Below are 21,315 nucleotides of genomic sequence, written 5' to 3'. Positions count from 1 at the left end.
CCGTCCACCCAGGTGCTGCAGGGTCGAGGGATCGGCGGGGCGAGGTACGGCCGCGTTGGCATAGCCGCCAGCGCGCCAGGTGCTGAACGAAAGGCCCAAGGAAAAGATCCGTCTGCCGCCGCGTCAGGGCATCACTTCGAGCGTGGCCGCGTAGCTCAGGCGGCGTTCCTTGGCTTGCGGCACCGTGGTCTTGCTGTCCTTGGTGCTGGCGTCGAGCCAGTACATGCCGGCGGCCGGCCAGGTCACGCTGAACTGGCCCTTGTCATCGGTCTTGAGCTTGATTTCCTCGAGCTTGTCGCGGTACTGCGTGTTGCCCGCCGTCACCGTCACCTCGAGTCCCTTGGCGGGCTGGCCGTCGAGGTTCAGCGTGAAGGTGGCCTTCTCGCCCTTGACCAGGTCGGTCGGGCTGCCGGTGGCGATCAGCTCGAGGCCCTGGCCGATCGGCTTGAGCGCGGAGGGCTTGCCGACCGTCACGAAGGTCTCGATGCGGCCGGACGACTGGGTGACCGTCACGTCCTGCGCATCGGCCGGGATTTCCTTGCCGATGGCCTCGGCCGTGCCGCGCGCGCGCTTGGTCTGGCCCGTGGCCTTGTCCTTCCAGCTCGCGAAGGCGCCGGCGTTGATCACGGCGATGCGGTAGGTGCCCGCCTGCGCCACGCTCACGTCGAACACGTTGCGCAGCTTGAGCTTGGCCTCGGTCTCGGGCTTGACGGTGCTGCCGTCGGGCGCGGTGATCTGCAGGCCGTCGAGCCGCAGCGGCGCGTGGTTGGCGACGAACAGGTCGTTCGACACGGCGGCGTCGACCGTCACGGTGTCGGCCTTGGAGAACACGGTGGAGGAGGGCAGCAGCCAGGCGTTGTGGGCCTGCGCGAGCGATGCGGCGGCCGACAGGGCGATGGCGAGGGAGGCGAGGCGGAGGTTGGCGCGGGTCATGGCAGTTCCTTGGGATGACGGGGCTGGCAGGTTGAAAGGGGAAGGTCAGGGCTTGAGTTCGAGCCTGATCTCGCCGAGCTCTTCCTTGCCGGTGGCGGTGGGTTGCGCCGCGGCCGTCGGGGGCCACTGGAAGGGAATGCTCACGACTTCGCGGCCGCCGACTTCACGCGCGGCCTCGACCACGAGCTTGTAGGCGCCCGGCGCGAGCTTGGGCATTGGCACCGTGCCTTCGGTGAAGCTCAACTGGTGCTTGCCGGCAGGCTTGGTCGCGCCTGTCACGCCGTCGACCGGCACCGAGAGTTCGCGACCGCCACGACGCCACCATTGGCGCATGTCCTTCAGCCACTTGGTGCCTTCGCCCTCGGGGTTGTTGGTCTTGGTGCGCACGTCGTACCAGACGGCCAGCGTGCCGGCGACAGTGTTGTCCGCGCGCTCGATCCAGGTCGCCACATAGGGGCGGTGGTACTCGGAGACGTTCAGCCGGGGAATCTCGATGTTGACGGCCAGCCCCGACGCAAAAGCCGGAGCCGCGAACAGCGCCGACATGGCCAGCGGTGCGAGTGAGTAGCGAACGTGCACGGGAAACCTCTTTCCTGGATCTGGATGGATTGATGAACGAAATCAGTGAATGAACAGCAGCGCGAGCAGCACCGGCACCACAAGCCCCATGCCGACCATCGGCCAGGTGAAAGGCCGGTTGCCCGCATGCATCTTGAGAATGAAGAGGCCCGTGATCGAGAAGACCAGGGCGGCGCCCGCGAAGATGTCGATGAACCAGCTCCACGCGGCGCCGGTGTTGCGGCCCTTGTGGAGGTCGTTGAGGTAGGAGAGCCAGCCGCGGTCGGTACGCTCGTATTCGATCTCGCCGTCGGTCAGGCTCAGGCGCAGCCATGCGTCGCCGCCGGGGCGGGGGAGCGACAGGTAGATTTCGTCGTCGGACCATTCGGCTTCGCGGCCGGAGGTGCCGATGTCCCAGTGCTTCTGCACCCAGGCCTGGAGTTCGACAGGAAGAGGGGCCTTGCCCTTGAGAGCCTTGGCGGCGGGCAACTGCTTTTCGAGCTGGGCGCGCAGGGCCTCGTCGATCGTGCCGTTCAGTTTGGTGACGACGGGCCTGGCCTCGATCTGGCTCGCGTGATTGAGGGTGAAGCCCGTCACGCTGAACAGGATCATCCCGATGAGGCAGATCGCCGAACTCACCCAGTGCCATTCGTGCAGGGTCTTGAGCCAATAGGCACGGCGGCGGTTGTCGGGGCGGGTGGCGGCAGTCATCGAAGGCGCGGATTTTATCCGTGCGAATGAGAATGACTGTTATTCGTGGGTGGTTAAGTTACGTAAAGCAATAAAAAACGGGACCGAAGTCCCGTCGATTGGTGAGAGGCAGGCCCCCGCCTTATTCGAGCTCGCCCATCTGCGACTGCAGGTAGTTCTGCAGTCCGACCCTGTCGATCAGGTCGATCTGGGTCTCGAGGAAGTCGATGTGCTCCTCGGTGTCGTCCAGGATCTCCTGGAGCAGGTCGCGCGAGACATAGTCGCGCACCGATTCGCAATGCGCGATGCCGTCCTTGATGGTGGCCTGCGCGCCGGTCTCGGCGCCGAGGTCGCAGCGCAGCAGCTCGGGCACGTCTTCGCCGATGTTCAGCTTGCCCAGGTCCTGCAGGTTCGGCAGGCCGTCGAGCATGAAGATGCGGTCCATGAGCTTGTCGGCGTGCTTCATCTCGCCGATCGATTCCTCGTATTCCTTCTTCGCCAGCTTGTCCAGGCCCCAGTGCTTGAGCATCCGGTAGTGCAGGAAGTACTGGTTGATCGCGGTCAGCTCGTTCTTGAGCTGCGCCTGCAGGTGTTCGATGACTTTGGGGTCGCCCTTCATGATTTTTCCTTGTTCTGAAAGCGGTGATTGTCAGAGGCGGAAAGGACCGCTTGCAAGCAATCCCATGCTGCGCCGGTCTGCATGCGTGTGATGGTGATACACGTTCGTATTGATGGTGTGTCAGCCGTATTTCGCCGTCATCGAAAACATAGCGAGCCCCAATACTTTCAATAGGTGATAACTATGAATATTGGAGGATTGGTAGTTATACTCATGGCTCGCCCTTATTTTTGTTCACCCGCAGCATCCAAGGAATCAACATGTCCCTGATCAATACGCAAGTTCAGCCCTTCAAGACCCAGGCCTATCTCAACGGCAAGTTCATCGATGTGTCCGATGAGACGCTCAAGGGCAAGTGGTCCGTGCTGATCTTCATGCCCGCGGCATTCACCTTCAACTGCCCGACCGAAGTCGAAGACGCGGCCGACAACTACCCCGAATTCCAGAAGCTGGGTGCCGAGGTCTACATCGTGACCACCGACACGCACTTCTCGCACAAGGTCTGGCACGACACGTCGCCGGCTGTCGGCAAGGCCAAGTTCCCGCTGGTGGGCGACCCGACCCACACGCTGACCAACGCTTTCGGCGTGCACATCCCCGAAGAAGGTCTGGCGCTGCGCGGCACCTTCGTGATCAACCCCGAAGGCATCATCAAGACCGCCGAAGTGCACTCCAACGAGATCGCCCGCGACGTGAAGGAAACGCTGCGCAAGCTGAAGGCCGCGGTCTACACCGCCGCCCACCCGAACGAAGTCTGCCCGGCCAAGTGGAATGAAGGCGACAAGACGATCGCCCCGTCGTTCGACCTCGTCGGCAAGATCTAAGCGCCACCCGCGCGAAAGCCCGGGTGCTCATAAGGCCCCGGGCTTTTTTGTCCCCATTTGATAGTTTTACGTTATCGAAAGAGAGTCCCTCATGCTCGACGCAAACACCAAAGCCCAATTGAAGAGTTACCTCGAACGCGCCACCCAGCCGATCGAGATCGTCGCCTCGCTCGACGACAGCAAGGCCTCGGGCGAGATGCTGTCGCTGCTGAAGGATGTTGCCGAGTCGTCCCCGCTGGTCAGGCTGACCGAAAGCCGCGACGACAACCATCGCAAGCCCTCGTTCTCGGTCAACCGCCCGAGCGAAAACCACGGCCCGCGCTTCGCCGGCCTGCCGATGGGCCATGAATTCACGTCGCTGATCCTTGCCCTGCTGCAGATCGGCGGCTATCCCCCGAAGGTCGAGCAGGCGGTGCTCGACCAGATCAAGGCGCTCGACGGCGATTTCGAGTTCGAGATCTACGTCTCGCTCACCTGCCACAACTGCCCCGACGTGGTCCAGGCACTGAACCTCATGGCGGTGCAGAACCCGCGCATCCGCACCACGATGATCGAAGGCGGCACCTTCCAGGACGAAGTCAAGGAACGCCAGATCATGGCCGTGCCGACCGTGTTCCTCAATGGCACCGAGTTCGGCCAGGGCCGCATGAGCCTGGAGGAAATCCTCGCCAAGATCGACAACAGCGGCGTCGAGCGCGAAGCGAAGAAGATCGCCGCCAAGGACCCGTTCGACGTGCTGATCGTCGGCGGTGGTCCCGCAGGCGCCGCGGCTGCCGTGTACGCCGCGCGCAAGGGCATCCGCACCGGCGTCGCCTCCGAGCGCTTCGGCGGCCAGGTGCTCGACACCATGGGCATCGAGAACTTCATCTCGATCAAGGAAACCGAAGGACCGAAGTTCGCCCACGCGCTCGAGGAGCATGTGCGCGACTACGACGTCGACATCATGAACCTGCAGCGCGCCAAGGCGCTGGTGCCGGGCGACGGCCTGATCGAAGTGCAGCTCGAAAGCGGCGCCTCGCTCAAGAGCAAGTCGGTCATCATTTCGACCGGCGCGCGCTGGCGCAACATCAACGTGCCCGGCGAGCACGAGTTCAAGAACAAGGGCGTGGCCTACTGCCCGCACTGCGACGGTCCGCTGTTCAAGGGCAAGCGCGTGGCGGTGATCGGCGGCGGCAACTCGGGCGTCGAGGCGGCGATCGACCTTGCCGGCATCGTGGGCCATGTCACGCTGATCGAGTTCGACACGCAGTTGCGCGCCGATGCCGTGCTGCAGCGCAAGCTCAGGAGCCTGAAGAACGTCGACGTGTTCACCAACGCGCAGACCACCGAGATCACCGGCGACCAGAAGGTCAATGGCCTGATCTACAAGGACCGCGCGACGGGCGAGTCGAAGAAGGTCGAGCTCGAGGGCGTGTTCATCCAGATCGGCCTCGTGCCCAACACCGACTGGCTCAAGGGCACTGTCGAGCTGTCGAAGCACGGCGAGATCATCGTCGACGCGCGCGGCCAGACCTCGGTGCCGGGCGTGTTCGCGGCAGGCGATGCGACCACGGTGCCGTTCAAGCAGATCATCATCGCGGCCGGCGACGGCGCGAAGGCTGCGCTGGGTGCGTTCGACCATCTGATCCGCACATCGGCCCCAGCATAAGTAAGCATTTGGTTGTTTAGTTGAGAATTATTCTCATAAAATGACCGGCTCGGGCCCCGCAGTGTCGGGGCCCTTCAATGCCAGCCAGGTCACCATGCGCAGCCGCCTGCGCCAAGAGGTCCAGCGAGCAGTTTCTCAACTGTTTTCTGGACCTTTTTCGTGGCCGCCCAAACCAAGCTCCGTCCTTCCCATCGCCTTGCCCCTCGCGTTGCTCTTTTGCCGTGCCTGATCGCCTCAGGGCTCGGCCTTGCCGCACCCTCGTGGGCGCAGCAGCGCGTCGCGGCGCTCAACGAAGTGGTGGTGAGCGGCTCGCGCTCCGAGCAGGCGAGGGACGACCTTGCGGTGAGCACCGAGGTCATCGGCCGCGACGACATCGAATCGAAGCAGATCACCGACATCCGCGACGCCGTGCGCGACCTGCCGAACGTGTCGGTCAAGCGCTCTCCCGCGCGCTTCGGCCTCGCGCAGGGCAACACCGGCCGCGACGGCAATGCCGGCTTCAACATCCGCGGCCTCGACGGCAACCGCGTGCTGCTGCTGACCGACGGCATCCGCACGCCGCGCAGCTATGTCTTCAGCGCCAACGCATTCGGTCGCGACTACTTCGACATCGGCCTCGTCGAGCGCATCGAGATCATCAAGGGCCCGGCCTCCGCGCTCTACGGCTCCGATGGCCTCGCGGGCCTGGTGAACTTCATCACGCGCGATCCGTCGTCCTACCTGCGCGACGGCAAGAGCTTCGGTGGCAGCGCCAGCATCGGCTACACCGGCGACGACAACGGCACGCGCGGCGGTGTCACGCTCGCGGGCAAGGCCAACGACACGCTGCAGTGGCTCATCTCGGCCAACGTGGGCCGTTCCAGCGCGCTGGAGAACATGGGCACCAACAACGCGGCCAACGTAGACCGCACCACGCCCAACCCGCAGCGCGACCGCAACAAGGCGCTGCTCGCCAAGGTCATCCTCACGCCCAACGCCGACCAACGCCACGGCTTCACCTTCGAGCACGTCGACAAGACCAGCCGCTACGACCTGCTCTCGGGCGTCTCCAAGCCGCCGTACGCTTCCACCTCGGTCGTCGGCCTCAACGCCAAGACCGACCTGCAGCGCGACCGCTTCACCTACGACGGCCGCCTGCGCCTGAACGCCGCCATGGCCGACAGCCTGCTCGCCGTGGTGAGCTACCAGAAGGCGAAGTCGCGCGAGTTCATCTACGAAGACCGCTACACCGCCGCCGACCGCACGCGCGACGTCACCTACGACGAGAGCACCTGGCAGCTCGGCCTGCAGGCCGACAAGACCATCCGCATGGGTAACTGGGCGCAGAAGATCACCTACGGCTTCGACTACACCCGCACCAACGTCGAGAACCTGCAGACCGGCCTGGTGCCGCCGGCCGGCGAAAGCTACCCGCTCAAGCGCTTCCCCGACACGCGCGAGACCTCTTCGGCGTTCTACGTGCAGGACGAGTTCATCCATGACCGCTGGAGCATCACGCCCGGCATCCGCTTCGACCGCTTCTCGCTGAACGCCAAGCAGGCCGGCTTCAACGCGCAGGCCGTCTCGCTCTCGGGCTCGGCCGTGTCGCCCAAGCTGGGCGTACTGTTCCGTGCCACGCCGCAGTGGAGCGTGTACGGCAACTACGCCTCGGGCTTCAAGGCGCCCAACGCCTTCCAGGTCAACAACTTCTTCGAGAACGTGATCTCGGGCTACAGGACCATTCCCAATCCGAACCTCAAGCCGGAGAAGAGCCAGAACATCGAACTGGGCCTGCGCGGGCGCACCGGCATCCTGAGCTTCGACGTGGCCGCCTTCACTGGCGACTACAAGGACCTGATCGAGAACGACCGCCAGGTCGGCGGCGTGTTCGGATCGCGCACCAATCCGGCGACTTTCCAGTCGGTCAACATCGGGCGCGCGCGCATCAGCGGTTTCGAGATCAAGGGTGAGCTCGACTTCACCGACAACGGCAATGGCTTCACGGTGCCTTTCGCCTACGGCCAGACGCGCGGGCGCGACCGCACCAACAACCGGCCGCTCAATTCGATCGACCCGAGCAAGGCCAGCGTCGGCATCAAGTACCAGGCGCCGGTGTGGAGCGTGCGCCTCGACGCCGTGAACCACGCGCGCAAGAAGTGGTCCGACATCGACGGCACCGAGATCACGACCGGCACCCAGTTCCAGACGCCCGCGGCCACCACTTTCGACCTGAGCGCGCAATGGCGCATCCGCAAGGACCTGCGCCTGAACGCATCGATCACCAACCTCACCAACAAGCGCTACTGGATGTGGAGCGACGTGCGCGGCCTGGCCTCGACGTCGAACATCCGCGACGCCTACACCCAGCCCGGCCGCAGCTTCAACGTGTCGCTCGTTGCCGACTTCTGATCGCCGCTTTGCAACGCTTTCTCCACAAGAAGGAAACCCGATGATGACCGCCGACGACATCCGAACCCGTTTCGCCGAACTGCGTGCCAAGGGCATGCGCCACAAGGACGCCGCCGCGGCCATGGGCCTGTCCGAAGGCGCGGCGGTGGCCGCGCACACCGGCGCGCACGACAAGGCACTGCGCGCCACGCGCCTGCGCGGGCCGTGGGTCGAGCTGCTGCAGGCGCTCGAACTCTGCGGCCCCGTACTCGCGCTCACACGCAACGAGACCACGGTGCACGAGAAGACCGGCGTCTACGAAAAGGTGTCGGGCAGCGAGGCGATGGGGCTCGCGCTGGGCGAGGCCATCGACCTGCGCCTGTTCTTCAGCCGCTGGCATGCGGGCTTCGCAGTGAGCGAGGCTGCCGCGAACCCCGGCGTGCCGCCTTCGCTGAGTCTGCAGTTCTTCAATCCGGAGGGCGTGGCCGTGCACAAGATCTTCGTGCGCGAAGCCACCGACCGCGATGCATTCCAGTCGGTTGTCGAAGGCTTCACCGCGCCCGACGAGCCCGTGGCGTTCGCTGCGCCCGAGGAGAAGGCCGCGCCGCGCGATGACAGCGCCATCGACACGGCCGGCCTGTCGGAGGCATGGCGCGGCATGCAGGACACGCACGAGTTCTTCGGCCTGCTGAAGAAGTTCGATGTCGAGCGGCAGCAGAGCTTTCGCCTGACCGAGGGCGAGTTCACGCAGCGCGCCGAGCCCGACGCCGTGCGCGCCCTGCTGATGGAAGCGGCGTTCGACGGCACGCCGATCATGGTGTTCGTCGGCAGCCCCGGCTGCATCCAGATCCACACCGGCCCGGTGACCCGCATCGAGCCGATGGAAATGAAAGGCCCCGGCGAGAACGCAGCGCCGATCCGCTGGCTCAACGTGCTCGACCCGGGCTTCAACCTGCACCTGCGCGAAGACCGCATCGCCAGCGTGTGGATCGTCGAGAAACCGACCAGCGACGGCGTGGTGACATCGGTCGAGGCTTTCGACCCGCAGGGCGAGCTGATGGCCATGTTCTTCGGCGCGCGCAAGCCCGGCGTGCCGGAGCGCGAGGAATGGCGGCGCATCGTGCGCGAGCTTCCGCGTCTGCAAACCACGGCACAGAACCAATGACCGCCTTCGACGAAATGTCCCGCCGCCTTCCCCAACGCCGCGACGTGCTGCGCCTGCTCGGTGCATCGTCGCTGGGCGCCGCCGCGCTGCCGCTGTTCGCGCAGGACGCGAAGCTGCCGAAGCTCGTGACCGTCAGCGGCGCGATCACCGAAGTGGTGTATCTGCTGGGCGCGCAAGCGCAGCTCGTCGGCACCGACACCACCAGCCTCTATCCCGCGGCCGCGCGCTCCACGCCGAAGGTGGGCTACATGCGCCAGCTCTCGGCCGAGGGCCTGCTGTCGCTCAAGCCCGACGCGATCATCGCCACCAACGAGTCGGGCCCGGCCGTGGTGCTCGACCAGGTCCGCAGCGCGGGCGTGAAGGTCGAGATCATCGAGGCCGACCACAGCTGGGGCGAGGTGCAGCGCAAGGTGCAGGCCGTGGGCCGCGCCGCCGCGCGCGAGTCGCAGGCGCGCGATCTGCAGGCGAAGCTGGACGCCGAATGGAACCAGGTGCAGCAGCGCGTGGCCGCCGCCTCCGGAAAAGGACGCAAGCCGCGCGTGCTGTTCGTGCTCTCGCACAGCGCGAGCCCGCAGGTCTCGGGCGAGAAGACCGCCGCGCATTCGGTGATCGGCTTCGTCGGCGGCGTCAATGCGCTCGGCGGCTTCCAGGGCTACCGGCCGATGACGGCCGAGGCCATGGCCAGCGCCGCGCCGGACATCATCCTCACCAGCACGCAGAGCATCGAGGCCCACGGCGGCGTCGACAGGTTCTGGGAGCGGCCCGAGCTCGCGCTCACGCCGGCCTTCAGGAAGCGCAGCCTCATCACGCAGGACGCGCTGCTCCTGCTGGGCTTCGGCCCGCGCATGCCGTCGGCCGTTGCGGAGCTGCACGAGAAATTCCTGGCCGCGCTGGCATGACGCAGCGCTTCTCGGCCCGGGCCGTGCTGGGCGGCAGCGCGCTGCTGCTCGTCGCGGCCCTCGTGCTGGGCGCCGTCTCCGGGGCCTACGCCATCAGCCTGCCGCAGCTCTGGAATGTGCTGACGACGCTGGGGCAGGGCGCCGACAAGTCGCCCGAGCACCTCGTCTTCCTCAACATCCGCCTGCCGCGCCTCGTGCTCGGCGTGGCGGCCGGCGCGGGGCTCGGCATGGCGGGCACGCTGATGCAGGGGCTGTTCCGCAATCCGCTGGCCGATCCGGGGCTGGTGGGCATCAGCAGCGGCGCGGCGCTTGCGGCCGGCATGACGATCATCCTCGGCGCATGGTTCTGGCCGGTGCTGCCGCGCACGCTCGGTAGCTGGACGCTGGTGCTCATGGCTTTCGGCGGCGGACTGTCGGTGACCCTGCTGATCTACACGCTGTCGCGCAGCGAGGGCGGCACGCGCATGGCGCTGATGTTGCTCGCGGGCATTGCGGTGAATGCGCTGGCGAGCGCGGGGCTGGGCTTTCTCAGCGTGATGGCGACCGACGAGCAGCTGCGCAGCCTGCAGTTCTGGCTGCTGGGCAGCCTGGGCGGGGCGCGTTGGAGCGCCGTGCTGCTGGTCGGCGCGGCGGTGCTGCTCGCGTGCGTGGCGGCGCGGTCGCTGGCGGCGCCGCTCAATGCCATCGCGCTGGGCGAGGCGCAGGCGGCGTTGCTCGGCGTGGACGTGGAGCGCAGCAAGCGGCGCGCCATCCTCGTCACGGCCGTGGCCGTGGGGGCGGTGACGGCGACGACCGGGATCATCGGCTTCATCGGCCTGATCGCTCCGCACTGGGTGCGCATGGTGGCGGGGCCGGATCACCGCGTGGTGCTGCCGGCATCGGCGCTGCTCGGTGCTGCGCTGGTGCTGGCCGCCGATACCGTGGCGCGCACGGCGATGGCACCGGCCGAGCTGCCGCTGGGCGTGCTGACGGCCTTCATCGGCGTGCCAATGTTCCTGTGGATGCTGCGGCGCTTCAGGGGGCGCATATGACCGCGGTGCAACGCGATCCGATGGCCCTGTGCTGCTCCGGCGTGGAGGTCCAGGTCGGCGGCAAGACGTTGCTGGCCGGTGCCTCGGTTCATCTCGCGCCGGGCAGGGTGACGGCCATCCTTGGGCCCAACGGTGCGGGCAAGTCGACGCTGCTTTCGGTGCTGGCCGGCCAGCGCACGCCGACGCGCGGCAGCGTCATGCTCGACGGCCGTTCGCTCGCGGACCACGGCATGCCCGAACTGGCGCTGCGCCGGGCGCTGATGCCGCAGGAGAGCGCGGTCGCCTTCGACTTCACCGCGCAGGAAATCGTGGCGCTGGGCCGCTATCCGCACCGCCGCGCGCCGGGGCCGGACGAGGACGCGATCGTCGATGAGGCGATGGCGCTGACCGACGTGTCAGCGCTGGCACCGCGCGTCCTCAACACCTTGTCGGGCGGCGAGAAGGCGCGAGCCCACATGGCGCGGGCGCTGGCCCAGCTATGGAATCCGAGGCCCGATGGCGCGAGCCGCTGGCTGCTGCTCGACGAGCCCACCGCGGCGCTGGACCTGGCTCATCAGCACTCGGCGATGCGCCTGTTGTGCGACTGGGCCGCTCGCGGCGTGGGCGTGGTGGCGGTCCTGCACGACCTGAATCTGGCGCGGCGCTATGCCGACGAGGTGGTGGTGCTGGGCGGAGCTTCGGGCGGGCTGGTGCAGGGCAGGGCGGCCGAGGTGCTCGAACCGGCGCTGATCGAGGCGGTCTGGGGCACGCCTTGCCAGCCGGTGACCAGCGCGGACGGGACGGTGCAGTACCTCTTCGGTTAGAGCGGCCGGATGCTGCTTGCTATCCGAAAGATAGCAAGCTCAGTAGACCAGCCGCTCCGGCCGCAGCTCTTGCAGGATCGTGGTGGCGATTTCCTCGATCGACTTGGTGGTGGTCGAGAGCCAGCGGATGCCCGCGCGCCGCATCATCGCCTCGGCCTCGGCCACCTCGTGGCGGCAGTTCTCGATGCTGGCGTAGCGCGAATTCGGCCGGCGCTCGTTGCGGATCTCGCTGAGCCGCTCGGGCTGGATGGTCAGGCCGAAGATCTTCTTGCGATGCGGAATGAGCGCCGGCGGGAGCTGGCGGCGGTCGAAATCTTCCGGAATCAGCGGGTAGTTGGCCGCCTTCAGGCCGTGCTGCATCGCCAGGTAGAGCGAAGTGGGCGTCTTGCCGCTGCGGCTCACGCCCACCAGGATGACGTCGGCGCCCTCGAGGTCGCGGTTGCTCTGGCCGTCGTCATGCTGCAGGCTGAAATCGATGGCCGCGATGCGGTCGTTGTATTCCTTGCTCTTGCTGACGTCGCTGAATCGGCCGATGCGGTGGTTCGACTTCACGGCCAGCTCGATTTCCAGCGGCCGCACGAAGGTGCCGAACATGTCCAGCAGCATGCCCTTGCAGCCGGTTTCGATCACCTCCAGCACGTCCATGTTGGCCAGCGTGGTGAAGACGATGGGCCTGGCGCCTTCTATCTCGGCGGTGTGGTTTATCTGCCTCACCGCCTGGTGGGCCTTGTCGACCGTGTCGGTGAAAGGCAGCCGGACGTGGCGCGGCTTCATCTCGAACTGGGCCAGGACGGCGTTGCCGAAGGTCTCGGCGGTGATGCCGGTGCCGTCGGAAATGAAGAAAACGGTGCGTGAAGGAATAGTCATGCGGCCTTGTCCTGCGGCGCGGGCTACCTTGCCCCGCCTACAATCAGGGCCATTATCGGGAATCTGCCTTCCCAACCCAATTCTCTCCATGCACACCGCGCCCGCACCCAAAGCAACGAGAACGATCGTGCCGCGCCGTCTGCATGCGGCACCGGTTTCAACTTCTGGAGCTTTCCCATGTCTGCACTTTTCGACGCGACCGCCCTGGTCGTACCGTTTGAAAACCTGAGAATGACCGACGTCGAGGCGGTTGGCGGCAAGAACGCCAGCCTCGGCGAAATGATCTCGCAGCTGCCGCAGGGCGTGCGGGTGCCCACCGGTTTCGCGACCACGGCGCACGCGTTCCGCCAGTTCCTGGCCCATGACGGCCTGGCCGACAAGATCAGCAAGCGCCTGGCCGCCCTGAACGTCGAAGACGTGCGCGCTCTTGCCGCCGCCGGCGCCGAGATCCGCGGCATGGTCGAGGCCCAGCCGTTCCCGGCCGACCTGCAGAAGGCCATCACCGAAGCCTTCGCCACGCTGAGCGCCGGCAACCCGTCCGCTTCGTTCGCCGTGCGCTCGTCCGCCACCGCCGAAGACCTGCCCGACGCCTCCTTCGCAGGCCAGCAGGAAACCTTCCTGAACGTGGTCGGCATCGACGACGTGCTGCACAAGATGAAGGAGGTGTTCGCCTCCCTCTACAACGACCGCGCCATCAGCTACCGGGTGCACAAGGGCTTCGAGCACGACGTGGTCGCGCTGTCGGCCGGCGTGCAGCGCATGGTGCGCTCCGACCTCGGCGCCGCCGGCGTGATGTTCACCATCGACACCGAATCGGGCTTCGAGGACGTGGTCTTCATCACCTCCAGCTACGGTCTGGGCGAGACGGTGGTGCAGGGCGCGGTGAACCCCGACGAGTTCTACGTGCACAAGCCGACCCTGAAGGCCGGCAAGAAGGCCGTGATCCGCCGCAACCTCGGCTCCAAGCTGATCCAGATGGAATTCGCCACGCCCGAAGAAAAGAAGGCGACCGGCAAGCTGGTGAAGACCACCGACGTCAAGGCCGAGCAGCGCAACCGTTACTCGCTGACCGACACCGAGGTCGAGCAGCTCGCGAAGTACGCGCTGGTGATCGAGGAGCACTACGGCCGCCCGATGGACATCGAGTGGGGCAAGGACGGCACCGACGGCCAGCTCTACATCCTGCAGGCCCGTCCCGAGACGGTGAAGAGCCAGCAGCAGGGCAAGGCCGAGCAGCGCTACAAGCTGCTGGGCAAGGGCGCGGTGCTGGCCGAAGGCCGTGCCATCGGCCAGAAGATCGGCACCGGCCCGGTGCGGCTCGTGCATAGCATCAGCGAAATGGACCAGGTGCAGGCCGGCGACGTGCTCGTCACCGACATGACCGACCCCAACTGGGAACCGGTGATGAAGCGTGCCTCGGCCATCGTCACCAACCGCGGCGGGCGCACCTGCCACGCGGCCATCATCGCGCGCGAGCTGGGCATTCCGGCCGTGGTCGGCTGCGGCGACGCCACCGACCTGCTGAAGGACGGCACGCTGGTCACTGTGAGCTGCGCCGAGGGCGACACCGGCTTCATCTACGACGGCCTGCTCGAGACCGAGGTGACCGAGGTGCAGCGCGGCGTGATGCCCGAGATCGACATCCAGCTGATGATGAACGTGGGCAACCCCCAGCTCGCCTTCGACTTCGCGCAGCTGCCGAACCACGGCGTGGGCCTGGCGCGGCTCGAGTTCATCATCAACAACAACATCGGCGTGCACCCGAAGGCGATCCTCGACTATCCGAACGTCGACAACGACCTGAAGAAGGCCGTGGAGTCGGTGGCCCGCGGCCATGCATCGCCGCGCGCTTTCTACGTCGACAAGGTGGCCGAGGGCATCGCGACCATCGCCGCGGCCTTCTGGCCGAAGAAGGTCATCGTGCGCCTGTCGGACTTCAAGTCGAACGAGTACCGCAAGCTGATCGGCGGCAGCCGCTACGAGCCGGAGGAGGAAAACCCGATGCTGGGCTTCCGCGGCGCCGCGCGCTACCTGAGTGCCGACTTCGGCGAGGCCTTCGCCATGGAGTGCGAGGCGCTCAAGCGCGTGCGCAACGACATGGGCCTGACCAACGTGCAGATCATGGTGCCCTTCGTGCGTACGCTGGGCCAGGCCGAGCGCGTGACCGGCCTGCTCGCCGAGCACGGGCTGAAGCGCGGCCAGAACGACCTCAAGCTGATCATGATGTGCGAGGTGCCGAGCAACGCCGTGCTGGCCGACGAGTTCCTGGAGTACTTCGACGGCTTCTCGATCGGCTCGAACGACCTGACCCAGCTCACGCTGGGCCTGGACCGCGACTCGGGCCTCGAGCTGCTGGCTGCCGACTTCGACGAGCGCGACCCGGCCGTCAAGGCGATGCTGAGCCGCGCCATCAAGGCCTGCAAGTCGCAGGGCAAGTACGTCGGCATCTGCGGCCAGGGCCCCAGCGACCACCCGGACTTCGCGCTGTGGCTGGCGGAGCAGGGGATCGAATCGATCTCGCTGAACCCCGACAGCGTGATCGACACCTGGCAGCAGCTCGCTAAGCGCTGAGCCGGGCGAGCCTCCTGGATTGCGGAAATCCCCATGGGGGGATTCCCGCGACCCGGGAGTGTGATTGAAACAAATTGCGTATTTGATGCCAGACTGGCGGGACTCACGGGCGTATCCCGGAAGGGAAGACCACCATGATCCTCGTCAAGACAGAAGCAGGCCACCAGGCGCTGAAGGACCGCTCGATACCGCTGTCGCCGCGCCAGCGTTCGGCGTTCATCCTGTTCGACGGCAAGCGCTCTGTCGATGACGTGCTGGCTGCCGGCATGGGCATCGTCCGTGAAGACATCGACCAGATGGTCGGGCTGGGCGTGCTGGAGCCGGTGGCGGGGAGCTTGACGCCTACCGCGGAGACGGCGGCCGCTGCTACGGCGCCTGCCCAGGGCTCTTCGGGGCGCAGCAGGCAGCAGCGCTACAAGGACGCCTATCCCATCGCGACCCAGCTGACCGGCGGCCTGGGCCTGAAGGGCTTCCGGCTCAACCTGCAGGTCGAGGGCACGACCAGCTATGAAGATCTGCTGGCGCTGGCGCCGAAGATCCGTGCTGCCGTCGGCGCTGAGAAGGCAGCGGCGCTCGACAAGGCGCTCAACGACTGAGCTTCTTGCCGGATCGGCTCGGACAGGGCTATAATCGCCGGCTTTGCCTTGCCACACTGCGCCCGACGCTGCAGGTGGCTTTTCCTCTTCCTCGGAAGAATCCACAAGGAGTGCCATGCGTCACTACGAAATCATTTTGCTGATCCACCCGGATCAGAGCGAACAAGTTCCGGCCATGCTGGAGCGCTACAAGGGCCTGATCACGGCCGGCGGCGGCAAGGTCCACCGCGTCGAAGACTGGGGCCGCCGTCAGCTGGCTTACCAGATCAACAAGCTCAGCAAGGCCCACTACCTGTGCGTCAACATCGAAGCTGAACAGACCGTGATGGGCGAACTGGAACACGCGTTCAAGTTCAACGACGCCGTTCTGCGTCACCTGACCGTCCAGAAGAAGAAGGCCGAAACCGGTCCTTCGTCGATGATGAAGACGGTCGAGCGCGAAGAGGCCCGCAAGGCCCAGCAGGCCGAATACGCCGCCAACAACAACTGATGGCGTGACTGCCGCCGCTGCGGCAACCGGGGTCAACCAGCTTCTGCTGACCGCCTCCGTTGCCGAACTCGGAAACCTGCGATTCACGCCAGCCGGCTTGCCAGCCATCGACCTGAAGCTCGAACACGAGTCGACGCTCCAGGAGGCAGGAAAGCCCAGGCAGGTGAAGACGGCCCTCAAAGCCGTTGCCTTCGGCGCCATCGCCGAGCGGCTCGCAAGACAGTCGATGGGAAGTCTCTGGCGTTTTCAGGGCTTCCTCGCGACACCGGGCAACGGCAAGCATCCGGTCCTGCACATCCAGGATTTTCAGCAAGATTAATTTTCGACAAGAGGTCCCGAAATGGCCACGTTCAAGAAATTCAACAAAGACAAGCGCCCGAAGCGCAACACCCAGTCGCTGCTGTTCAAGCGCAAGCGCTTCTGCCGCTTCACCGTCGCTGGCGTCGAGGAAATCGACTACAAGGACATCGACACGCTGCGTGACTTCATCAGCGAAAACGGCAAGATCATCCCCGCCCGCCTGACCGGCACGCGCGCGATCTACCAGCGCCAGCTGAACACCGCCATCAAGCGCGCACGCTTCCTGGCCATGGTGCCGTACAGCGACCAGCACCGCGTCTAAGGAGTCGACACCATGCAAATCATTCTTCTGGACAAGGTTGTCAACGTCGGCGCCCTGGGCGACATCGTCAAGGTCAAGGACGGCTACGCACGCAACTTCCTGATCCCGTCGGGCCGCGCCCGCCGCGCCACCGCTGCCAACAAGGCCGAATTCGAAGCCAAGCGCGCCGAACTCGAAAAGGCTGCGGCCGCCAAGCTGGCCGAATCGCAAGCCCAAGGCGAAAAGCTCGGTGGCACGACCATCAAGCTGACGCAAAAGGCTGGTGTCGACGGCCGTCTGTTCGGCTCGGTCACCAACGGCGACATCGCCGAAGAACTGGGCAAGCAAGGCTACAAGGTTGCCAAGGCGCAAGTGCGCCTGCCCAACGGTCCGATCAAGATCGTTGGCGACAGCACCGTGAGCGTTGCCCTGCACACCGACGTGGTGGTCGACATCACCGTGACGGTCTACGGCGAAACCGCCTGATCTTCCACAGCGCCTCGTGCGCTGCACAAAAGCCGCCTTCGGGCGGCTTTTGTTTTTCCGGGAGCGAGTTGTCCCGTCTTTTCCAGCCGATTGCACTGGAAGATCACCGTTTATTCACAACCTTGTCCACACGCGCATCGAGCTGCGCGGCTTAGCATGCAGGGTTGCAAGGGAAGTCCATGTCCGCCGTTTTTTCCTATGCCGACAACGATCCGTCGGCCGACCGCCAAGTCGCTCAACTGCGCATTCCGCCTCACTCCATCGAGGCTGAATCCAGCGTGCTCGGCGGCCTGCTGCTCGACAACGGCGCCTGGGACCGCATGGGCGACCTGCTGGTCGACGGCGACTTCTACCGCCACGAGCACAAGCTGATCTACGCGGCCATCGGCGGGCTGATCAACGCCAGCAAGCCGGCGGACGTGATCACCGTCTACGAGCAGCTGCAGAACCTCGGCAAGGCCGACGAGATCGGCGGACTGGTCTACTTGAATTCGCTCGCGCAGTACGTGCCCAGCGCGAGCAACATCCGCCGCTACGCCGAGATCGTGCGCGAGCGCTCCATTCTTCGCAAACTGGTTTCCGCCAGCGACGAGATCGCCACCAACGCCTTCAATCCGCAGGGCAAGGCGGTCGACAAGATCCTCGACGAGGCCGAGCAGAAGATCTTCAACATCGGCGAAGAAGGCACGCGGATGAAGCAGGGCTTCCAGAGCATGGATGCCCTGGTGGTCGACCTGCTCGACCGCGTGACGGAGATGGCCGAGAACCCCAACGACATCACGGGCGTTCGCACCGGCTTCAACGACTTCGACAAGATGACCTCGGGCCTGCAGCCGGGCGACATGATCGTGCTGGCCGCGCGTCCCTCGATGGGCAAGACCTCGCTCGCGATCAACATCGCCGAGCACGTGGCCCTCGACGAAGGCCTGCCGGTGGCCGTGTTCTCCATGGAAATGGGCGCCGCCCAGCTGGCGGTGCGTATCGTGGGTTCCATCGGCCGCATCGACCAGGGCCACCTGCGCACCGGCAAGCTCACCGACGAGGAGTGGCCGCGGCTCACTGAAGCCATCGAGAAGCTGCGCACCGTGTCGCTGCACATCGACGAGACGCCAGGTCTTTCCACCAGCGAACTGCGCGCCAACGCGCGTCGCCTGGCACGCCAGTACGGGCGGCTCGGCCTGATCGTGGTCGACTACCTGCAGCTCATGTCCACCAGCAGTTCGGGCGACGAGAACCGCGCCACGGCCGTGGGCGAAATTTCGCGCGGCCTGAAGATGCTGGCCAAGGAGCTGAAGTGCCCGGTGATCGCGCTGTCGCAGCTCAGCCGCGGCGTGGAAAGCCGTACCGACAAGCGCCCCATGATGAGCGACTTGCGCGAATCCGGCGCCATCGAGCAGGACGCGGACATCATCATGTTCATCTACCGCGACGACTACTACAACAAGGAGTCGAAGGAGCCGGGGGTGGCCGAGGTGATCATCAGCAAGCACCGCAACGGCCCGACCGGCACCGTCAAGCTCGGCTTCCTGAAGCCGCTCACCAAGTTCGAGAACCTGGTCGGCTACAGCAACAACGACGAGTACTGATCCGGCGGCGTCGAGGCGCAGTCAACCCGCCGCGTTGCCGCTCTTGCCGTTGTTCCAGGGCGGCGGCGTGCCCGGCTTCTGCGGTACCACTTTTCCTTGCGCCGTCTCGGCGTTGACCTGTCGCAGCAGGTCTGCAAGCGTCTTGCCTGTTTCGTCGCGAAAGCGATCGGGCAGCACCTCGATCGCGTCCATGCGGTCCAGGCGAAAGCCCCGGAAGTCGTCGCGCAGCTCGCACCAGGTCGAGAGCGTCCACACCTTGCCCCAATAGAAGCAGCCCAGCGGACGCACCGTGCGCTCGCTGGCGTCGCCCGACACGTCGCGGTAGTGCAGCCGCAGCTTGTTGTGCGACTGCGTCGCCTCGCGCAGCGTCTGCAGCCGCGCGCGCAGGGTGTCGTCCAGGCCCAGTCCGGGGGCATAGAGCGCCAGCGCCTCGGCTGAGACGCGCGCCGCGGGCGGCAGCACCGACAGGATCTTGCCCAGCCCACTTTCGATGTCGCGCGCCAGCGCCGGATCGACCCAGCTCTGCGCGAGCCGTGCCGCGGCCACGAGCGCCGCGGCCTCGTCCTGCGTGAACATCAGCGGCGGCAGCTCGAAGCCCGCGCCCAGCCGGTAGCCCACGCCGGCCTCGCCCTCGATGGGCACGCCCTGGTGCTGCAGGTCGGCGATGTCGCGATACACCGTTCGCTCCGACACCTCGAGGCGCTGCGCCAGGAACGCGGCCGTGGTCAGCCGGCGGCCGCGGATGAGCTGCACGAGCTGGAACAGGCGGTCGGCGCGGCGCATCAGCGGGTTCCGGTGAGCTTCTTCGCGAAGTCTTCGACGAAATAGCGCTTGCCGCGCTGCACGACCGTGTGGCCCTCGGCCTCGAGCCTCGACATCTGCGCCTCGATGCCGCCGGGGTACTTGGCATTGAGTTCGCCGCCGACCTTGAGGGTGCGCCACCAGGGCGCCGCGCTTTGCGTCTTCGGCGCCTCCTCGGCGGCGTGCGCGACCATGTGCGCGAAGATCGCCGTGGTCACGGTGCAGCCGATGGTGGCTTCGTGGCGCAGCGCGATGTCTTCGCCGATGCCCATCACCGTTGCGAGCCGGCCCTCGGGAATGCTGCGCATCGCTGCCTCCACCTCCTGCGGCGACGGCGTGGCGATGGTCCCCTCGCCGTGCCGGGAGCGCATGGCGGCGGGAATCTCCTTGACGCTCGGCAGGTGAGGGTAGCTGGCCAGGCGCTCGCGCCAGCTCTTCTTCGTGGTGCTCATGAAACTCCGATGTGGATCGCCACCTTGTCCGGCCCTTCATAGGCTTCGAAGTCGCTGCGATACCGGCGGGCAACCTCGGGGTGCGCCTCGAAATACTGCCAGATGCGCTCCCAGGTGGCGATCACCATCTGCGGCATCTGGCCCTGGCCGTTGAAGACCAGGTAGTCGCCGGCCTCCACTGCAAGGCTGTCATCGCCGCCGGATACGGCGACGCCCGCCGTCACGTCGAAGGCGCCGTTGGCGTCCGATTCGTAGGCCGAATAGACGCTGAAGATGCGCGTGTCGGCGGTTCGGTCCGGCGTCGATGCATAGGTTTCCTCGCCGAAGAATCGACCCCACAGCTTGCCGAGGCGGGCCGTGGCCGGGTCGGTCTCCTCGCGGTTTGTCGTGCGGATGGTGAGGCCCGCGACGCGGAACGCATCCTGATGCTGGCGAACTGGTTCCATTTGGCTTTTTTCTCCTCAGAGCAATAGTGTTTTCAGGTCGGCCTTCATGGCCTGGGCGATCAGTTTCATGTCGGCGTCGGTGACGTCGAACATGCCGAAGCGGAATTTGTAGCCCCACTGCTTGGGGTTCTCGATGAAGGCCAGCCGCTCGATCAGCGGGGCGATCGGCGTCTCGTGCCCGGCAGCGTAGACCATGTCGCGCCGCCACGGCACGAAGCCGTTGCCCATGTCGAATTCGTACGGCTCGCCCGGCTGCACGATGCCGATCGACACGAAGCTCTGCAGCTTGTCCGTGCCGCCGAACATCGTGGCCGGCGAATAGTAGGCCACGCGGTCGCCCGCCGAAAGCCGCTTGAGCGGCGCATGCTTGCCGTGGCCGACCTGGATGAAGCCGAGCGGCTTGTGGTCGCGCCCGCGCCGCGCATGCTCGGCACTTGCCACGGCGATCCAGTTGCGCTGCGTCATGGCGGATCACTCCAGCGAGTGCAGGCCGACTTCGTTGCCCTCGGTGTCGCGCAGATGGGCGATGAAGCCCAGGCCGGGCGGCAGGGCCGACTTGGGCGCCACGATCTGCCCGCCTGCAGGCACGATCCGCGCGAGCACCGCGTCGATGCTGGGATTGCAGTCGAGGTAGATGCGGATGCCCGTGCCGGCGCGCGCGCTGCCATTGGCGCCGCCTTGCAGCGCGCCGCCGGTGGCTGGCTTGTCGTGCGGGAAGATGGCCAGCGTCTCGCCGCCGAAGTCCTCGCGGCGCAGCTTGCGCGCGAGCACGGTCTCGTAGAAGGCCTGGGCGCGGTCGATGTCGGTGACCGGAATCTCGAACCAGGTGATGGCGTTCTGCATTTCGGGGCTCTCTTTCTTTCGTTGCGTTGGAAGGAGCCC

General features: G+C 66.0%; 24 protein-coding genes. 14 read left to right on the top strand and 10 right to left on the bottom strand.

The features are described from left to right. Positions 1-123 precede the first annotated feature (123 nt). The 4 genes from SFB74_RS21495 to bfr all read right to left on the bottom strand — a co-directional run bounded on the left by SFB74_RS21495 (position 124) and on the right by bfr (position 2,800). On the bottom strand, positions 124-933 hold the full coding sequence (locus SFB74_RS21495) for a DUF4198 domain-containing protein (RefSeq protein ID WP_432726311.1): 810 nt from the start codon (positions 931-933) through the stop codon (positions 124-126). 45 nt (positions 934-978) lie between these two features. After that, positions 979-1,479, bottom strand: a complete 501-nt coding sequence (locus SFB74_RS21490) for a DUF2271 domain-containing protein (RefSeq protein ID WP_432731978.1) — start codon at positions 1,477-1,479, stop codon at positions 979-981. Positions 1,480-1,554: 75 nt separating this feature from the next. Further along, positions 1,555-2,202: a PepSY-associated TM helix domain-containing protein gene (locus SFB74_RS21485; protein ID WP_432726310.1), complete on the bottom strand. Its 648-nt coding sequence runs from the start codon at positions 2,200-2,202 to the stop codon at positions 1,555-1,557. A gap of 121 nt (positions 2,203-2,323) precedes the next feature. Then, the gene (gene bfr, locus SFB74_RS21480; protein WP_056583098.1) at positions 2,324-2,800 is read right to left on the bottom strand and encodes a bacterioferritin; all 477 of its coding nucleotides are present in this window, start codon (positions 2,798-2,800) and stop codon (positions 2,324-2,326) included. Between the two features lie 260 nt (positions 2,801-3,060). On the opposite strand from bfr, the gene ahpC reads away from it, so the two are divergent. From ahpC to SFB74_RS21445, 7 genes are all read left to right on the top strand, one after another. Beyond that, the gene (gene ahpC / locus SFB74_RS21475; RefSeq protein WP_007830764.1) at positions 3,061-3,624 is read left to right on the top strand and encodes an alkyl hydroperoxide reductase subunit C; all 564 of its coding nucleotides are present in this window, start codon (positions 3,061-3,063) and stop codon (positions 3,622-3,624) included. A 91-nt stretch (positions 3,625-3,715) separates the two neighbouring features. Then, complete coding sequence (gene ahpF / locus SFB74_RS21470; protein ID WP_432726309.1) at positions 3,716-5,272, top strand: alkyl hydroperoxide reductase subunit F; 1,557 nt, start codon at positions 3,716-3,718, stop codon at positions 5,270-5,272. A gap of 159 nt (positions 5,273-5,431) precedes the next feature. Beyond that, positions 5,432-7,660, top strand: coding sequence for a TonB-dependent hemoglobin/transferrin/lactoferrin family receptor (locus SFB74_RS21465; protein ID WP_432726308.1), 2,229 nt, complete (start codon positions 5,432-5,434; stop codon positions 7,658-7,660). Positions 7,661-7,703: 43 nt separating this feature from the next. After that, positions 7,704-8,804 (top strand): hemin-degrading factor, encoded by a 1,101-nt coding sequence (locus SFB74_RS21460; RefSeq protein WP_432731977.1) that lies wholly within the window; start codon positions 7,704-7,706, stop codon positions 8,802-8,804. Continuing rightward, the gene (locus SFB74_RS21455) at positions 8,801-9,703 is read left to right on the top strand and encodes a heme/hemin ABC transporter substrate-binding protein (protein WP_432726307.1); all 903 of its coding nucleotides are present in this window, start codon (positions 8,801-8,803) and stop codon (positions 9,701-9,703) included. Before SFB74_RS21460 ends, SFB74_RS21455 begins: the two co-directional genes overlap by 4 nt. Beyond that, the gene (locus SFB74_RS21450; RefSeq protein WP_432726306.1) at positions 9,700-10,734 is read left to right on the top strand and encodes a FecCD family ABC transporter permease; all 1,035 of its coding nucleotides are present in this window, start codon (positions 9,700-9,702) and stop codon (positions 10,732-10,734) included. Before SFB74_RS21455 ends, SFB74_RS21450 begins: the two co-directional genes overlap by 4 nt. 20 nt (positions 10,735-10,754) lie before the next feature. Further along, positions 10,755-11,537 carry a heme ABC transporter ATP-binding protein gene (locus tag SFB74_RS21445; RefSeq protein WP_432731976.1) on the top strand — a complete coding sequence of 261 codons (783 nt, stop codon included), beginning with the start codon at positions 10,755-10,757 and terminating at the stop codon, positions 11,535-11,537. Positions 11,538-11,576: 39 nt separating this feature from the next. Here the strand turns inward: SFB74_RS21445 and ppsR are convergent, their stop codons facing one another. Beyond that, positions 11,577-12,398, bottom strand: a complete 822-nt coding sequence (gene ppsR / locus SFB74_RS21440) for a posphoenolpyruvate synthetase regulatory kinase/phosphorylase PpsR (protein ID WP_432731975.1) — start codon at positions 12,396-12,398, stop codon at positions 11,577-11,579. A 183-nt stretch (positions 12,399-12,581) separates the two neighbouring features. Between ppsR and ppsA the strand changes: the two genes are divergently transcribed. From ppsA to dnaB, 7 genes are all read left to right on the top strand, one after another. Beyond that, entirely contained in the window at positions 12,582-14,975 is a 2,394-nt protein-coding gene (ppsA, locus tag SFB74_RS21435) for a phosphoenolpyruvate synthase (protein ID WP_432726305.1), read from the top strand. 134 nt (positions 14,976-15,109) lie between these two features. After that, positions 15,110-15,571, top strand: a complete 462-nt coding sequence (locus tag SFB74_RS21430; protein WP_432726304.1) for a hypothetical protein — start codon at positions 15,110-15,112, stop codon at positions 15,569-15,571. 115 nt (positions 15,572-15,686) lie between these two features. Further along, the gene (gene rpsF / locus SFB74_RS21425; protein ID WP_125951590.1) at positions 15,687-16,061 is read left to right on the top strand and encodes a 30S ribosomal protein S6; all 375 of its coding nucleotides are present in this window, start codon (positions 15,687-15,689) and stop codon (positions 16,059-16,061) included. Positions 16,062-16,065: 4 nt separating this feature from the next. Next, the gene (gene priB / locus SFB74_RS21420; protein WP_132751596.1) at positions 16,066-16,380 is read left to right on the top strand and encodes a primosomal replication protein N; all 315 of its coding nucleotides are present in this window, start codon (positions 16,066-16,068) and stop codon (positions 16,378-16,380) included. Positions 16,381-16,401: 21 nt separating this feature from the next. Then, positions 16,402-16,683, top strand: a complete 282-nt coding sequence (gene rpsR / locus SFB74_RS21415; protein WP_007830781.1) for a 30S ribosomal protein S18 — start codon at positions 16,402-16,404, stop codon at positions 16,681-16,683. Between the two features lie 12 nt (positions 16,684-16,695). Further along, positions 16,696-17,148, top strand: coding sequence for a 50S ribosomal protein L9 (gene rplI / locus SFB74_RS21410; protein WP_093203335.1), 453 nt, complete (start codon positions 16,696-16,698; stop codon positions 17,146-17,148). A 179-nt stretch (positions 17,149-17,327) separates the two neighbouring features. Then, positions 17,328-18,734, top strand: coding sequence for a replicative DNA helicase (dnaB, locus tag SFB74_RS21405; RefSeq protein WP_432726303.1), 1,407 nt, complete (start codon positions 17,328-17,330; stop codon positions 18,732-18,734). 21 nt (positions 18,735-18,755) lie between these two features. Here the strand turns inward: dnaB and SFB74_RS21400 are convergent, their stop codons facing one another. Genes SFB74_RS21400 through SFB74_RS21380 form a run of 5 tightly spaced genes read right to left on the bottom strand, consistent with a single transcriptional unit; the run spans position 18,756 to position 21,276 of the window. Continuing rightward, the gene (locus SFB74_RS21400; protein ID WP_432726301.1) at positions 18,756-19,517 is read right to left on the bottom strand and encodes a helix-turn-helix transcriptional regulator; all 762 of its coding nucleotides are present in this window, start codon (positions 19,515-19,517) and stop codon (positions 18,756-18,758) included. Further along, a complete protein-coding gene (locus SFB74_RS21395; protein WP_432726299.1) occupies positions 19,517-19,987 on the bottom strand; it encodes a 6-O-methylguanine DNA methyltransferase in 471 nt (156 codons plus the stop codon). The genes SFB74_RS21400 and SFB74_RS21395 overlap by 1 nt, the downstream gene beginning before the upstream one ends. Then, positions 19,984-20,433 carry a GyrI-like domain-containing protein gene (locus SFB74_RS21390; RefSeq protein ID WP_432726297.1) on the bottom strand — a complete coding sequence of 150 codons (450 nt, stop codon included), beginning with the start codon at positions 20,431-20,433 and terminating at the stop codon, positions 19,984-19,986. Before SFB74_RS21390 ends, SFB74_RS21395 begins: the two co-directional genes overlap by 4 nt. A 15-nt stretch (positions 20,434-20,448) precedes the next feature. Continuing rightward, positions 20,449-20,898, bottom strand: coding sequence for an EVE domain-containing protein (locus SFB74_RS21385; protein WP_432726296.1), 450 nt, complete (start codon positions 20,896-20,898; stop codon positions 20,449-20,451). A gap of 6 nt (positions 20,899-20,904) precedes the next feature. Beyond that, a complete protein-coding gene (locus SFB74_RS21380; protein WP_432726295.1) occupies positions 20,905-21,276 on the bottom strand; it encodes a VOC family protein in 372 nt (123 codons plus the stop codon). Positions 21,277-21,315: the final 39 nt, after the last annotated feature.

This window comes from Variovorax xiamenensis (genome assembly GCF_050916385.1).
Classification (GTDB): Bacteria; Pseudomonadota; Gammaproteobacteria; order Burkholderiales; family Burkholderiaceae_C; genus Variovorax.
This window is presented reverse-complemented; position numbering and strand designations above follow the sequence as displayed.

Coding starts and splice junctions, on each gene's coding strand:
- SFB74_RS21395 (WP_432726299.1), bottom strand. CDS start 19,987: ATGAGCACCACGAAGAAGAGCTGGCGCGAGCGCCTGGCCAGCTACCCT.
- ahpC (WP_007830764.1), top strand. CDS start 3,061: ATGTCCCTGATCAATACGCAAGTTCAGCCCTTCAAGACCCAGGCCTAT.
- ppsA (WP_432726305.1), top strand. CDS start 12,582: ATGTCTGCACTTTTCGACGCGACCGCCCTGGTCGTACCGTTTGAAAAC.
- SFB74_RS21455 (WP_432726307.1), top strand. CDS start 8,801: ATGACCGCCTTCGACGAAATGTCCCGCCGCCTTCCCCAACGCCGCGAC.
- SFB74_RS21450 (WP_432726306.1), top strand. CDS start 9,700: ATGACGCAGCGCTTCTCGGCCCGGGCCGTGCTGGGCGGCAGCGCGCTG.
- SFB74_RS21460 (WP_432731977.1), top strand. CDS start 7,704: ATGACCGCCGACGACATCCGAACCCGTTTCGCCGAACTGCGTGCCAAG.
- ahpF (WP_432726309.1), top strand. CDS start 3,716: ATGCTCGACGCAAACACCAAAGCCCAATTGAAGAGTTACCTCGAACGC.
- SFB74_RS21430 (WP_432726304.1), top strand. CDS start 15,110: ATGATCCTCGTCAAGACAGAAGCAGGCCACCAGGCGCTGAAGGACCGC.
- dnaB (WP_432726303.1), top strand. CDS start 17,328: ATGTCCGCCGTTTTTTCCTATGCCGACAACGATCCGTCGGCCGACCGC.
- bfr (WP_056583098.1), bottom strand. CDS start 2,800: ATGAAGGGCGACCCCAAAGTCATCGAACACCTGCAGGCGCAGCTCAAG.
- rpsR (WP_007830781.1), top strand. CDS start 16,402: ATGGCCACGTTCAAGAAATTCAACAAAGACAAGCGCCCGAAGCGCAAC.
- rpsF (WP_125951590.1), top strand. CDS start 15,687: ATGCGTCACTACGAAATCATTTTGCTGATCCACCCGGATCAGAGCGAA.
- rplI (WP_093203335.1), top strand. CDS start 16,696: ATGCAAATCATTCTTCTGGACAAGGTTGTCAACGTCGGCGCCCTGGGC.
- SFB74_RS21400 (WP_432726301.1), bottom strand. CDS start 19,517: ATGCGCCGCGCCGACCGCCTGTTCCAGCTCGTGCAGCTCATCCGCGGC.
- SFB74_RS21390 (WP_432726297.1), bottom strand. CDS start 20,433: ATGGAACCAGTTCGCCAGCATCAGGATGCGTTCCGCGTCGCGGGCCTC.
- SFB74_RS21485 (WP_432726310.1), bottom strand. CDS start 2,202: ATGACTGCCGCCACCCGCCCCGACAACCGCCGCCGTGCCTATTGGCTC.
- SFB74_RS21495 (WP_432726311.1), bottom strand. CDS start 933: ATGACCCGCGCCAACCTCCGCCTCGCCTCCCTCGCCATCGCCCTGTCG.
- SFB74_RS21380 (WP_432726295.1), bottom strand. CDS start 21,276: ATGCAGAACGCCATCACCTGGTTCGAGATTCCGGTCACCGACATCGAC.
- SFB74_RS21445 (WP_432731976.1), top strand. CDS start 10,755: ATGGCCCTGTGCTGCTCCGGCGTGGAGGTCCAGGTCGGCGGCAAGACG.
- SFB74_RS21490 (WP_432731978.1), bottom strand. CDS start 1,479: ATGTCGGCGCTGTTCGCGGCTCCGGCTTTTGCGTCGGGGCTGGCCGTC.
- SFB74_RS21385 (WP_432726296.1), bottom strand. CDS start 20,898: ATGACGCAGCGCAACTGGATCGCCGTGGCAAGTGCCGAGCATGCGCGG.